This window comes from Devosia sp., assembly GCF_028290435.1.
Taxonomy (GTDB): Bacteria; Pseudomonadota; Alphaproteobacteria; order Rhizobiales; family Devosiaceae; genus Devosia.
Map to the genome: position 1 here is coordinate 1 of NZ_JAQGJV010000011.1, position 13,949 is coordinate 13,949.

12 protein-coding genes and 1 pseudogene are annotated in these 13,949 nt (G+C 64.4%); 8 read left to right on the top strand and 5 right to left on the bottom strand.

The genetic code is table 11. From position 1 onward, the window contains the following. The 5 genes and pseudogenes from JWP26_RS03310 to JWP26_RS03330 form a co-directional block, all read right to left on the bottom strand. Positions 1-510 (bottom strand): annotated as a pseudogene (locus JWP26_RS03310) (hypothetical protein); the annotation flags it as partial. Positions 511-624: 114 nt separating this feature from the next. After that, positions 625-1,791: an exo-alpha-sialidase gene (locus tag JWP26_RS03315; protein WP_299723438.1), complete on the bottom strand. Its 1,167-nt coding sequence runs from the start codon at positions 1,789-1,791 to the stop codon at positions 625-627. Then, a complete protein-coding gene (locus JWP26_RS03320) occupies positions 1,784-2,701 on the bottom strand; it encodes a dihydrodipicolinate synthase family protein (RefSeq protein WP_299723441.1) in 918 nt (305 codons plus the stop codon). Before JWP26_RS03320 ends, JWP26_RS03315 begins: the two co-directional genes overlap by 8 nt. Then, positions 2,698-3,693: a 4-hydroxythreonine-4-phosphate dehydrogenase PdxA gene (gene pdxA, locus JWP26_RS03325; RefSeq protein ID WP_299723531.1), complete on the bottom strand. Its 996-nt coding sequence runs from the start codon at positions 3,691-3,693 to the stop codon at positions 2,698-2,700. The genes JWP26_RS03320 and pdxA overlap by 4 nt, the downstream gene beginning before the upstream one ends. A 5-nt stretch (positions 3,694-3,698) precedes the next feature. After that, positions 3,699-4,463 (bottom strand): SDR family NAD(P)-dependent oxidoreductase, encoded by a 765-nt coding sequence (locus JWP26_RS03330; RefSeq protein WP_299723444.1) that lies wholly within the window; start codon positions 4,461-4,463, stop codon positions 3,699-3,701. Positions 4,464-4,749: 286 nt separating this feature from the next. Here JWP26_RS03330 and JWP26_RS03335 point away from each other — a divergent pair, with 286 nt between their 5' ends. The 8 genes from JWP26_RS03335 to JWP26_RS03370 all read left to right on the top strand — a co-directional run bounded on the left by JWP26_RS03335 (position 4,750) and on the right by JWP26_RS03370 (position 13,933). After that, positions 4,750-6,399 (top strand): ABC transporter substrate-binding protein, encoded by a 1,650-nt coding sequence (locus JWP26_RS03335; protein ID WP_299723447.1) that lies wholly within the window; start codon positions 4,750-4,752, stop codon positions 6,397-6,399. Positions 6,400-6,468: 69 nt separating this feature from the next. Continuing rightward, entirely contained in the window at positions 6,469-7,425 is a 957-nt protein-coding gene (locus tag JWP26_RS03340) for an ABC transporter permease (protein ID WP_299723450.1), read from the top strand. 1 nt (position 7,426) lies between these two features. Beyond that, positions 7,427-8,383, top strand: coding sequence for an ABC transporter permease (locus JWP26_RS03345; protein WP_299723453.1), 957 nt, complete (start codon positions 7,427-7,429; stop codon positions 8,381-8,383). Between the two features lie 5 nt (positions 8,384-8,388). Next, on the top strand, positions 8,389-9,393 hold the full coding sequence (locus tag JWP26_RS03350) for an ABC transporter ATP-binding protein (RefSeq protein ID WP_299723532.1): 1,005 nt from the start codon (positions 8,389-8,391) through the stop codon (positions 9,391-9,393). Then, positions 9,393-10,385, top strand: a complete 993-nt coding sequence (locus JWP26_RS03355) for an ABC transporter ATP-binding protein (protein ID WP_299723456.1) — start codon at positions 9,393-9,395, stop codon at positions 10,383-10,385. Before JWP26_RS03350 ends, JWP26_RS03355 begins: the two co-directional genes overlap by 1 nt. Then, positions 10,382-11,482: a four-carbon acid sugar kinase family protein gene (locus JWP26_RS03360; RefSeq protein ID WP_299723461.1), complete on the top strand. Its 1,101-nt coding sequence runs from the start codon at positions 10,382-10,384 to the stop codon at positions 11,480-11,482. Before JWP26_RS03355 ends, JWP26_RS03360 begins: the two co-directional genes overlap by 4 nt. Beyond that, complete coding sequence (locus JWP26_RS03365; RefSeq protein WP_299723464.1) at positions 11,479-12,222, top strand: FadR/GntR family transcriptional regulator; 744 nt, start codon at positions 11,479-11,481, stop codon at positions 12,220-12,222. The genes JWP26_RS03360 and JWP26_RS03365 overlap by 4 nt, the downstream gene beginning before the upstream one ends. A gap of 124 nt (positions 12,223-12,346) precedes the next feature. Next, a complete protein-coding gene (locus tag JWP26_RS03370) occupies positions 12,347-13,933 on the top strand; it encodes an ABC-F family ATP-binding cassette domain-containing protein (RefSeq protein ID WP_299723467.1) in 1,587 nt (528 codons plus the stop codon). Positions 13,934-13,949: the final 16 nt, after the last annotated feature.

Genomic DNA, 13,949 nt, shown 5'->3' on the forward strand with positions numbered 1-13,949 from the left:
GCGATGATGGGTAATTTCCTCGACGAGGCCAATCACTGCGCTCAGGATCAGCATGATCAGCGTCAGGTCACCCAGCGCCCGCCGCACGCTGGGATTGAGTGCCAGCATGATCAGACCGGCCGCGCCCGCCGCTATGTAGGTATCGACGACAAAGACCGACGAGCCGCTGTGGCCGAACGCAAACAGATAGACGACCAACAGCAGCAGCAGGCCGCAAAAGCGCAAGAGCGCCTTGAACTTGCCGATATCGTCGCCGGCCAGCACGAAGGGCCTTGTGAACAGCACCAGGGGCAGCAGCAAGAGCACCGCATAGGTACCGAAATGCAGCTTTTCGTAGAACGAGCCGGCATCGATGGAGTAATCGACCACCAGGTCCAGCACTTGCGGCGACACGAAGAACCGCAGGCAGAAGGCGAATGCCGCGCACATCAGGAACAGCAGCGACACCGCATTGTGGCGGCGTGCGCTGGCGGACAGGGGTCGGTCGGGGCCGGCAGCGGAGACGCTCACGATACACCTGGACGGGTTGGCATTGACCCCAGCATAAACCAAGAGCGGCCCTTGCGGGGCCGCTCTCAAGACTTGGCGTTAATGCCGCTCCAACGGAGCGCGAGACGACATCGTCTACGGCGCCAGACGCACATATCTGATGGCGCGACGGAAATAGGTGAACGCGATGTGCAGCGTGCCGTCCGGTCCCTCGATGATCGACGGGTAGGAGAATTCGCGGTTCAGGCCGTCCTTGGAATTGTTGGTCAGGCAGTAGCCGTCGCCGGTTTCCAGATCCAGGCGATCGGTAAAGGTCATGCCGTCATCGCTGGAGAAGGCCAGGCTCAGCGGCGCGCGGGGGACGCCCCAGATGGCCTTGCGCTCGGTCGAGGCCGAGGCAAGAGGCGCGGCCTCCGGCTCCTCGCCGTCGATCTCGTCGTAAAGCGAAAGGCGGCGGTCCGATGAGGTGGCGGCGCTGGAGTGATTGTAGACGATGGCGATCCCGCCGGAGCGCAGCTTGACCGCCTGCACCGAGGAATTGTTGTTGGGCAGATTGGTCGGCAGCGGCGCCGACCAGTTCCGCCCGCCATCGAGCGAGACGCTGCGCAGCACGTATTCGGCAAAGCGATGGCGATAGAAAGCCGCCATTTCGCCACCCGCCAGCGGCACGATATTCATGTGCACCGCGCCGATGCTGTCGGGCACGTCGTGCATGCTCCAGCTGGCGCCGCCATTGGCGCTGATCAGCACCGAGGCGAAGTCGGCATCGCCGGTCCAGCGCTGGCCCGCAATCTTGATGCAGCGGAACAGCGGCAGCAGCCACTCGCCGCGCTTGTTGATGATGATCGGCTGGCGCACGAAGGTGCCGGGCACGTCGCACAGCGTATCGACCGGGCCGAAGGTCTTGCCGCCATCGACGGAGATGCGGCGCTTGACCACCGAGCCATCCTGGTTGCCCGAGGTCTGCGAGGTATAGAGCAGCCATACCTTGCCATCGGGCGCCACGAACAGCAGCGGGTTCTGTTCGGATTTGGCGGCATCGTCCGAAAGCTGTTCGGCCGCCGACCAGGTGTCGCTGCCCGGCGCGAGGCGCGACAGGTAGACCGAGATATCGCCCATGCCCTCCATGGTGCCGCCGAACCAGACGCAGGTCAGCGTGCCATCGGGCAGATAGGCCAGATTGGCCGCATGGTTCTGCACCGTGGCGCAGGGCAAGAAGGCGTCGGCGCGATCGGCATCGACCGGCCGCACCACGCCATCCATCAGCGCTGCGATCTGCTCGGGCAGCAGGGCCTCAGCCATGGATCGCCTCAAGCGCGGCGAACTTGGCAGCGAGATCGGCCAGCTTGGCTTCGTCCAGCGCCAGCATCGGCGCGCGGACGCGCGACCAGCTCGGGATTTTCGACTGCAGGCCGACCATGGCCTTGATCGCCGGGATCTGGGTGTAGTCGTTCGACAGCGTGCGATAGGCCATGATGCGGGCCTGTGCGGTTTCGACTTCGGCGGCCTTGCTGGCATCGGCGCAATGCTCGAACACGGTGCGCAGCGACCGCGCCACCAGATTCGACGTCGCGGTGATGCACCCAGCCCCGCCGGCCTTGATCAGCGGCAACAGCAGCGGATCGGCCCCCGCCAGCACTGAAAACCCCGGGAACGCCGAGACCATGGCCTGCATATTGTCGAACTGCCCCGCCGAATCCTTGATACCGACGATGGTGTTCGGGAACGCCTTGATCAGCTTCTCGATCAGCCCGAGCGTCAGCGGCACGCCGGACATCTGGGGAATGTGATAGAGGATGACCTTGAGCCGATCGTCCTTCACGCCCTCGATGATCTGCGCATAGGCCGCGAACAAGCCCTCATCGGTGACACCCTTATAATAGAACGGCGGCAGCATGACGACCTTGGTCACGCCCAGCGACAGCGCATGGCGCGTCAACTCGATCGTATCGGGCACCGATGCTAGCCCGGTGCCAGGCATCAACTGATCGGCGGTGAGGCCGGATTTCAGCGCGCTTTCGAGGATCGTCTTGCGCTCGCCAATCGAGAACGAATTGGCCTCGCCAGTGGTCCCCAGCAGCGCGATACCGTGGCAACCGTCCGCGATCAGGTGTTTGCAGTGCGCGGCGAACAGCCCAAGATCGGGAGAGTAATCGGCGTTCAGCGGGGTCGCGGCGGCGCTATAGACGCCGGTGATGGCAAACTGGCTCATTGGGCGGCTTCCTGAATAGTGATCCTCGGCGTACCCGCTAGCTTGCGCGCATAGGCGATGGCGGCGTTCATGTTGACGTGGTTGGCCTTGCCGGTGCCGGCAATGTCGAAGGCGGTGCCATGATCGACCGAGGTGCGATCGATCGGCAGGCCGAGCGAGACGTTGACGGTGGTATCGAAGCCGACCAGCTTCATGGGGATATGGCCCTGGTCGTGATATTGCGCCACGACGAGGTCGAACACGCCCGAATAGCAGCGGTAAAACACGGTATCGGGGGAGATCGGGCCCATGGCATTGATGCCCTCTGCCCGCGCCAGTTCCACCGCCGGGGCGATATTGTCCTCGTCCTCGGTGCCGAACAGGCCATGTTCGCCGCAATGCGGATTGATGCCGGCCACCGCAATGCGGGGGTTCTCAACGCCGATGCGGCGGAAGTGATTGTAACCGGCCCGGATCGTCTCTAGCACACGGGCCGTCGTCGCCCGCCCGATCGCGTCCTTGAGCGACACATGCGTCGACACATGGATGACCGACATGCGCGTATCCGCCAGCAGCATGAACGAGGAGCGCGACCCAGTCAGCGCCGCCAACATGCCGGTATGGCCGTCATAATGGTGTCCGGCGGAGTTCAGCGCTTCCTTGTTGATCGGCGCCGTGACGATGCAGCCGATCTCGTTGCTCTGCGAGCTTTTCACCGCACTGGCGATATAACGGAACGACGCATCGCCCGCCCGTGGATCGAGCTTGCCGATTTCAATGCCGCCCGGGGTCGGCGAATGATCGACGCTGATCGCGCCGTCGGTGGGATTGCGCTCTTCGCTGAACCGAATGTCCGCACCCACGAAGCCGGCGGCCGCGCGCATCATATCGATATCGCCATAAACGCGGGTCAGCAGGCGCTGCTCCACCGGCATTTCGGCCAGCGCCTTGGCGATGATTTCGGGACCCACGCCCGCGGGGTCGCCCATGGTGATGCCGACTGTCTTGCTGATCTCGCTCATGGCATCAATTGTCCGCCGTTGACTTCAATAATCTGACCGGTGATGTAGCCGCTCATCGCCGCGCTGGCGAGAAACTCATAGGCACCAACGCAATCTTCAGGCGTACCCAGCCGGCCCATCGGAATGCCTTTTCGCGACTCTTCGAGCTGCGCCGCTGTCGAGGCGCGCTCGTGGAATGGCGTGGTAATCACCCCCGGCGCCACGCCGTTGACGCGCACGCCCGATAGCGCCAATTCCTTGGCCAGCACGCGCGTGATGGTGCTGACAAAGCCCTTGGCCGAGCCATAAAGCCCTGCCCCGCCGCCGCCGCCAGTGCGCGCCGCGATCGAGGTGGTGTTGATGATGGCGCCATGGCCCTGCGCCTGCATGATCGCCGCCGCCCGGCGCGAGGCGAAGAACACGCCCCCGATATTAAGTTCGATCACCTTGGCATATTGCTCGTCGGTGGCGTCCGCAATGGCGGTGCGGCCAAACATGGCGCCCGCATTGTTGATCAGGATATCCAGCCCGCCGAGCAGTTCGACGGCATCGTCGATCACCTGCGCGGCAATCTTGGGATCAGCCACGTCGGCCTGCAACACGTCGATCAATCCGCCGCCCTGCCGTACTTCGTCGGCTACCGCATCGGCACCGGCCCGATTCTCGTTGCACACGATCACCAGCCGCACGCCGAGTTCGCCGAACCGCCGCGCGACCGCTGCGCCGATTCCCGAGCTTGCCCCGATGATCAGGCATCGTTTGCCATTCAGGTCCGTGCTCACTGGCGCCTCCTTGTGTCTACCGCTGACCTGACAACTCCCCAAATCGCGCAAACTTGTCAAGTTGCCATTTGCGACAAGCGTCACCATCAATAGCCAGAAATGTCTATAATACGCTGAATATGCTGGATTTTTCTATGCATTGGCAATTTCACCGCTGAATCCTCATCGAAATTATGTTGACATCTTTACAATCCGGAGCAAATGTCCGCCATCGTCACGGCGCTCCAGTTTGCCTGCCTGCAAGCCCGGAGGAGGAACCATGATCGAGCTACAAGGGAGGACAGGGATGTCTCAAAAAGATACTGGCGCCAGCGTCGGCGCGGGCATGTCGCGTCGCGACGTGCTCAAATATAGCCTGGGCACCGCCATCGGCGTGGCGCTGGTTGGCATGAATGCGCAGATCGTCATGGCCCAGGGCGAGCAAGTGCTCAAGGTCGCGCATCCGGCATTCGATCAGGATTGGTCGCCCCTGCGTGGCGGTGGCCCGCCCTACCGCTGGAATTCGGCATGGCATGCCGCGCCGATGTATTTTGACCAGGCCGGCGAAATCCACCCCTATATCTGCGTCGCCTGGAACCCCAATGCCGACAACACCGAGTGGACCTTCATGGTCAACCCGGATGCGAAATTCTCTGATGGCAGCCCGATCACCGCGGCCGACATCAAGGGCTCTTGGGAACTGTCGGCCATGCCGGCTTCCAAGAACCAGCGTATCTCCCAGGTTCTCGGCGGCGTCGTCGGCTATACCGACGTCACCGGCGGCACCGGCACTGAAATCTCCGGCATCACCGCGCCCGACGCCACCACCGTGGTCGTCAAGCTGGCCGAAGCCGATCCGATCTTCTTCATGCGCGTCGCCAACCATATCGCGCCCATCGTCAAGGTTGCCCAGGCGCGCGGCGCCGATGGCGCCGAGGTGCAGGACTGGTACATGCCGCAGAACGGCGTCGTCGTCTCCGGCCCGTTCAAGCCCACCTCGATCGATCTGGATGCCGGCAAGCTGGTGTTCGAGGTCAACGAGAACTTCTTCCTCGCCAAGCCGAAGCTGAGCCGCATCGAGATCACCTCGGTGGAAGACAACGTGACTGCGACGCAGTTGCTGAAGTCGGGCGAATTCAACGCCCATACCGAATTGGTGACCTCCACCATCGTGGCCGATCTCGGCAAGGAATTTGCCGATGGTCCGCTGATCCCCACCAGCCAGCATTTCTGGTTCAATGCCAGCCGTGCGCCGATGGACGATCCCAAGGTGCGCCAGGCACTGATCATGGCCGTCAATCGCGACGACCTGTTCAAGGCCTCGTTCCCCGATGGTCCGCACGTCAAGGCCGACCAGATTCTCAACTCCGTCCCTGGCGCTGAAGACTCTGGTTTCGTGCCCTTCCCCTACGATCCGGAAGCCGCCAAGAAGCTGCTCGCCGAATCCACCTATGGTGGCCCCGAGCGCCTGCCCAAGCTGCTGTTCGTCGGTATTTCCGGCCCGGCTATCGAAGCGGCCGCGCAGTTCATCGCCGAACAGTGGCGCCAGAACCTCGGCATCACAGCCGTGGATATGAAGCCACAGCAGGACGCCTATGCTGGACCCGACCAGAACGCCGTGCAGATCTTCCGTGACGACGTCGGCACCCGTGTTCCCGATGCGGCCAGCTATCTGCTGGGCTCCATCGCTTCGACCTCGGGCAATGCCCAGGGCAAGCTCGGTAATTACAAGAACGACGCGATCGACGCCCTGCTCGCCGAAGCTTCGGCCCTGCCTGCCAATGATCCGGCACGCGTGACCAAGGCGCAGGACGCACAGAAGCTGTTCCACGACGACTACATGTTCATCCCGTGGTATTCGCAGACCATGTCGCGTTGGGCCAATGCCAACGTCGCCGGCATGGAAAAGAACCTCGATTGGCAAGTCGTTGCCCCTTGGGACATTTCCATCAGCTAAGCCTAAACTTGCTCTCGCCCGCCCTGCATTTTGGTGCAGGGCGGGACATTCTCACTGCGGGAGGCCGCCATGCTGCGCTATATAGCGTCACGTTTCCTGCTCTGGATTCCGTCCGTCATCCTGGTCATGCTCGGCGTCTATGCGCTCGCATTCTATGGCGCGGGCGACCCCATCAAGCTGATCTTCCTGCGCGCGCCCGGCGACGTGGCCTATGATCCGGTGCGTATCGAGGCCATCCGCGAAACCGCGGGCCTCAACCGTCCGTTCATCGAACAGTTCATCAGCTATCTGCTCAATCTCGCGCATGGCAATTTCGGCAATTCGCTGAGCTCGGGCCGCTCGGTCTGGGCCATCATTTCCGCCGCCGCGCCGGTGTCGATGAGCCTGGGCCTCTGCGCCATCGTGCTGACCGCCGTGGTCGCCATCCCGCTCGGCATGATCGCGGCCCTCAACCAGAATACCCGCATCGATTACACCATCCTGGGCTCCGCACTGTTCCTTTGGGCCATCCCGCCTTATGTGGCCGGCCCGCTCCTGATGGTGGGCCTGCTGGTACTGCTCCCCAATGTCCCGGTGCCCTATGGCTGGGGCGGCATTTTCGATGCGCGCATCATCCTGCCGCTGATCGTGCTGTCGTTCCAGCCGATCGCCTTGATTGTGCGCCAGACCCGTGCCGCCGTCATTGAGGTGCTGTCCGAGGATTTCGTGCGCACCGCCCGCGCCAAGGGCGTGCCCGAGACCATCGTGGCCATCAAGCACATCCTGCGCCCGGTGCTGACGCCCGTCGTCACCCAACTTGGCCTCATCATGATCACCATCGTCAACGGCGCCATTTTCGTCGAACTGGTGTTCGGCCTGCCGGGCCTTGGCCGGCTGACCGTTTCGGCGCTGACCGACAGCGACTACCCCGTCATTCTCGCCATTACCCTGATCGGCTCGTTCCTCGTGATGCTGTCGAACCTCCTGGTGGACGTGCTCTATCCGCTGCTGGACCCGCGCGCTGCCGACACCATGAAGAGCCGCTGACATGGCCACCATCCCAATGACTCCCGCCGAACTCGACGAGCCCAAGACCAGCCTGTGGCGCGATGCCTGGTATCGCCTGGTGCGCAACAAGCTGGCCATCTTCGGCCTGTTCGTCATCGTCGTGCTGGCCTTCGCGGCCGCCTTCGGCCCATATCTGACGCCCTACGACTTCCTCAGCCAGGACCTCAACGCCCGCAACGCCTCGCCCTCGCTGGCGCACCTGTTCGGCACCGACGATCTGGGCCGTGACGTGTTCAGCCGCGTCATCTATGGCACCCGCACCGCCTTCGTGGTGGCCATCGTGGTCACCGCCATTGCGGTGACCATCGGTGTCGCGCTCGGCGCCATGGCGGGCTTTTTCGGCGGCTGGTTCGATCGCATCATCATGTGGTTGACCGACGTCACCATGTCGGTTCCCAACCTGCTGCTGGTCGTGGTCATCAACGCTTCGCTCAAGGCCCCGCTCGCCGGCTGGATGGAAGCGCAGTATCTTGCCACGCTGAACCCGTTCTTCCGCGAGACCATCTGGGTCGACTTCATCCTGGTGTTCGGCTCGATGGCGCTGATTTCCTGGCCGCCCTATGCACGTCTGGTCCGCGCCCAGGTGCTCTCCATCCGCAGCCGCCCCTATATCACCGCCGCCCGCGCGCTGGGCCTCACCACCCGCATCATCCTGCTGCGCTATGTGGTGCCCAATGCCGTCGGCCCCTTGATCGTCTCGGTCAGCGCCGGCCTCGGCACCGCCATGGTGCTGGAAAGCGCCTTCAGCTTCCTCGGCGTCGGTGTCAATCCGCCCACGCCAAGCTGGGGCAACATGATTTCCGATGGCCTGCGCGTGTGGCAGCATTATCCGCATCTGCTGGCTGCGCCTGCCGCTGTGCTGGGCCTCGCCACCGTGGGCTTCAGCTTCCTCGGCGACGGCCTCAACGATGCCCTCAATCCGCGAGGCAGCAAATGAACGCCATGACCATGCCTGCCCCCGAACGCCTGCTCGACGTCAAGGGTCTCAGCATCGAGATCGACACCCGCCGTGGTCCCGCCACCATCGTGGACGGCATCAACCTGCACGTGAACAAGGGCGAGACCCTGGGCATTGTGGGCGAAAGTGGCTGCGGCAAATCGCTGACCATGCTGTCCCTGATGCGGCTGCTGCCCAACAAGATCAAGGTCAAGTCCGGCACCGCCAATTTCGCCGGCCGGGACCTGCTCACCATGTCCAAATCCGAGCTGCGCAAGGTGCGCGGCGGCCAGGTCGGGTTCGTGTTCCAGGACCCAATGACCTCGCTCAATCCGGTGATGCGCATCGGCGACCAGATCTGCGAGCCGCTGATCTACCACAAGAATATGAAGCGCTCGGATGCCCGTATCCGTGCCACCGAACTCCTGCGCCTCGTCGGCATCCCGAGCCCCGCCGAACGCCTCGACGCCTTCCCGCATGAACTCTCCGGCGGCATGCGCCAGCGCGTCATGATCGCCATCGGCCTAGCCTGCGACCCGGAACTCCTGATCGCCGACGAACCCACCACCGCGCTCGACGTGACCATCCAGGCCCAGATTGTCGATCTGGTGAAGGAACTCCGCGTCAAGCTGGGCATGTCCGTTGTCTGGATCACCCATGACCTCGCCCTGATCGCCGGCCTCGTCGACCGCGTCGCCGTGCTCTATGCCGGCACCGTGGTGGAAGACGCGCCGGTCGAGGAGCTGTTCGCCCGCCCAAGCCATCCCTATACGCGGGGCCTGCTGGCTTCGATCCCCAAACTGAGCGACGTCGCCGCCAACCGCCTCAGCTCGATCGGCGGCACGCCGCCCGAGCCGGGCCGGCGCCCGCAGGGCTGCCCCTTTGCGCCGCGCTGCCAATTGGCCGAAGACATTTGCCGCCAATCTGTTCCCCCGCTTGAACCCCTCGGCGGTTCCGGCCCGCATCGCGTTGCCTGCTTTGTCGCCCAGCGCCAGTTGGAGGCCGCATAATGCAAGGCGAACCGCTGCTCAAAATCGAAAACCTGGTCAAGCATTTCAACGTCCGCCTCGGCGCGTTCGGCGAACGTGGTGCGACCGTGCATGCCTTGGACGACGTCAATTTCGAGATCATCGAGGGCGAGACGCTGTCGCTGGTCGGGGAATCCGGTTGCGGGAAATCCACCACCGGCTTCACCATTTTGAACCTGCACCAGGCCACCTCTGGCAAGGTGATCTACAAGGGCGAAAACATCGCCACCTTCGACGACAAGGCGATGCGCCCGCTGCGCCGCGACCTGCAGATCGTCTTTCAGGACCCCTACTCCACCCTTAACCCGCGCATGACCATCGGCGAGGCGGTGGGCGAGCCCATCCTGTTCCACAAGCTGTGCACCAAGGCCGAACTGCCCGAGCGCATCAATCGCCTCCTGACCGATGTCGGCCTGCCGCCACGCTTTGCCGGCCGCTATCCGCATGAGCTCAGCGGCGGCCAGCGCCAGCGTGTCGCCATCGCGCGGGCGCTCGCCTGTGAGCCAAAATTCATCGTCTGCGACGAGGCCATTTCGGCGCTCGACGTATCGATCCAGGCCCAGATCATCAATCTCCTGCTTGACCTGCAGGAAAAATACGGCCTGACCTACCTGTTCATCGCCCACGACCTGGCTGTGGTCCGCCACATCTCCGACCGCGTCGGCGTCATGTATCTCGGCCGTCTCGCCGAGCTGGCCACCCGCGAACAGCTCTTCGCCAATCCGCTGCACCCCTATACCAAGGCACTGCTGTCGGCCGTGCCCGAGGCCGATCCGGTGCTGGAGAAAACCCGGCACCGTCAGGTGCTGCAAGGCGACGTGCCCAGCCCGCTCAATCCACCGACCGGCTGCCGCTTCCACACCCGCTGCCCGATCGCCCAGGAGGTCTGCGCGCAGACCATTCCAGAATGGCGGCAGATCGAGCCGGGCCATATGGTGGCATGCCATCTGGTGCCGGGGGGCCTGCACGCATGACGCTCCGGCTGGCCATCATTGCCGATGACCTGACCGGCGCTCTCGATACCGCCACGCCTTTCGTTGCCGCGGGCCTCCGCGTCGCGGTCGCCATCACGCTCGACGGCATTGCCGCGGCGCTGGCGACCGGCGCCGATATCGTGGCGGTCAACACTGCCTCCCGGGCCCTACCAGCGCTCGAAGCCACGGCCCGCGTCGCGCAAGCCGCAACCGCACTCAATGCCGCCAATCCGCCCATCATCCTCAAGAAAATCGACTCCCGCCTCAAGGGTAATCCCGGCGTCGAGGCCCACGCCATTGCCGACATAACTGGCCGCGCCTCGCTCATCGTCGCCCCCGCCGTGCCGGACCAGCAGCGCCTGACGCAGAATGGCCGCGTCACCGGCCGCGGCGTCGAAAAGCCCATCGATATCGCGGCGCTCTTCGCCCACAACCACCGCCCGGCCACGGTTATCGACGCTGCAACCCAGGCCGATCTCGACGCCCTCGTCACCACCCAAGACTGGTCCGGCGCCATCGCCGTCGGCGCCCGTGGTCTCGGCATCGCCTTCGCCCGCCTGCTCGGTCATCCCGCCCAAGGCCCCGCCCCCTTCGCGCCCGATGCGCAAACCCTCTTCGCCCTCGGCTCGCGCGATCCGATCACCGACGCCCAGATCGATCACCTGCGCCACTACGGCCTTGTCGCCCTCGAAGCCCCCGCCGGCACCGTCCCGCCCAATCGGCACCAGCTGCCGCTGGTTCTGCGCTGTTCCGGCCCGCTGACCGACGATCCCGAACAGGTCGCGCGCCGTTTCGGCTCCGGCGTCTCCACCCTGATCACAACCGAACAACCCGCCACACTCGTCACCGGCGGCGGCGACACGGCGCTGGCCATTCTGCGCGCCCTCGGCATCACCATGGTCGAGCCGCAGGGCGAGGCCGCACCGGGCCTGCCATGGTTCTGGATCAACCGCCCAAACCTTCGTCCGCTGCGTTGCGTTGTTAAATCCGGTGGATTCGGCGATACCGGAGTGCTTGCCAGCTTGCTTGCATCTGCTCCGCAGGCGACACATCTGCAAGGCGACCCGTATCCAGTGACTGCAAGGCTTGGGCAATGACGCAACAACCCGATACCGTCAAAGCCGATGGCGACAAGGCCAGTAAGCCCAACCTGGTCGATCGCGTCTTCGAGCAATTGCGCGAACGCATCCTGTCGGGTGACTACGCCGCCGGCTCCCGCCTGCCGGGCGAGCACGAACTTTCCGCCGCCCTCAGCGTCTCCCGCCCCGTCGTGCGCGACGCGCTCGGACGTCTGCGCGAAGCCGGCATGGTCTATTCCCGCCAGGGCGCTGGCACCTTCGTGGCCGTACAGGAAACGCCGACCTCGGCGCTAAGCTATTCGCCGGTCAAAACCATCGCCGATATCCAGCGCTGCTATGAATTCCGCCTGACCATCGAGCCCTTCGCGGCCTATTTCGCCGCCCAGCGCCGCGACGATGCCGCCGTGCAAAAAATCGCCGCCGCCCTGGCCGAACTGCGCGACGCTACCCGCCACCAGTTGCATCGCACCGATGCCGATTTCCAGTTCCACCGCGCCGTCACCGAGGCCGCCAACAACCACTATTACACCGCCTCGATCGACGCCCTGAAGCAACACATCGCCGTCGGCATGCACCTGCACGGCCTGTCGCTGATGGGCCCGCGCATCAAGCTGGAACGCGTGTTCGACGAGCATAACGCCATCTACGAAGCCGTCGCCCGCGGCGATGCCGAAACCGCCCGCGACACCATGCGCGCCCACCTCGAAGGCTCTCGCGATCGCCTGTTCGAAGGTAAAGTGCTCGACCTGTCGTTCTAGCCTGCGCTTGACATCAGAGCCTGCCGGCCTATTTTCAGCGGACACGCAGCACTGACTGGACGGTACCCAATGGATTTCACGATGACCGACTGCCTCACCCGCATCGCCCATCTGGAATCCGCCCATGCCCGCATCGGTTACGCTCAAGCATCTGTCCTACGCCACCCCTGACAATCAGCCGCTTTTCACCGGCCTCGATCTCGCCTTCGGTCCGCTCCGAACGGGCCTGATCGGTCGTAACGGCACCGGCAAATCCACCTTGCTCAGGCTGATCGCCGGCGAGTTGACCCCCGCCGACGGCAACATCGCCATCAGCGGCAGCCTCGATGTGCTCCGCCAGTCCGTGCAGGTCGATGACGATCAGACCCTCGCCGACCTGCTCGGCGTCACCGAAGCCCTCGACCGCCTCGTGCGCCTCGAAGCCGGCAACGGCACGATCGAGGACGCCGGCGAAGCTGACTGGACCCTGCCCGACCGGATCGCCGCTGCGTTGACGCAAGTGGGCCTGCCCGACCTTGCCCCCGATCGCCTCCTCGGCACGCTCAGCGGCGGCCAACGCACCCGGCTGGCGCTGGCCGGGCTGATCCTCACCCAACCCGACATGATCCTGCTCGATGAGCCCACCAACAATCTCGACGCCGACGGCCGCGCCGCAGTCGCCGATCTGCTGCGGCACTGGCGCGGCGGTGCCATCGTGGTCAGCCATGACCGCGAGCTGCTGGCCGAAATGGATGCCATCGTCGAGCTGACCACGCTGGGCGCCCGCACCTATGGGGGCAATTGGGCGCATTATGCCGAACGCAAGGCGCTCGAACTGGCCTCCGCCGAACATGGTCTGGCCGTGGCCGAACGCAAGGTTGGCGAGATCGACCAGAAGCTGCAACAGGCCGCCGAACGCAAGGCCCGCAAGGACGGCGCCGGCGTCCGCAAGGGCAAGCGCGGCGACATTCCCAAAATCGTGCTCGGAGCCCGCAAGGAAAATGCCGAAAACACCGGTGGCGACAATGCCCGCCTAGCCAGCCGCAAGCGGGGCGAAGCCACCGAGGCGCTGAGCGAAGCACGCTCGCAGGTGGAAATCCTCGCCCCGCTTTCAGTCAAGCTTGCCCCGACTGGTCTCGCCGCTGGCAAGACCATCGTGCAATGCGATAGCCTTACTGGCGGCCCGGTCCCTGACTACCCGATCATCCGCGACCTCTCCTTCACCTTGATCGGCCCCGAGCGGGTTGCCATCACCGGCCCCAACGGCTCGGGTAAAACCACGCTACTGCGACTGCTCACCGGCGCGCTGCCGCCCACCTCCGGCACCGCCCGCATCCTCGGCCGCTATGCCCTGCTCGACCAGACCGTCAGTCTTCTGGACCCCGGTTTGAGCATCCGCGACAATTTCCGCGCGCTCAATCCCGATGCAGACGAAAACACCGGCCGCTCGGCGCTGGCCCGCTTCATGTTCCGCGCCGACGCGGCACTGCAACTCGTCGCCAGCCTCAGCGGCGGCGAAATGCTCCGCGCGGGCTTGGCGGCCACCATCGGCGGCACGCGGCCACCCGAACTGCTCATCCTCGACGAACCCACCAACCATCTCGACATCGCCGCCATCGAAGCGGTCGAAGCGGGCCTCCGCGCCTATGACGGCGCCTTGCTGGTCATCAGCCACGACCGAAAGTTCCTCGAAAATATCGGTATCGAGCGGGAGATAGCGCTTGCTCGTTAGGTCGTGATCGGGCCGA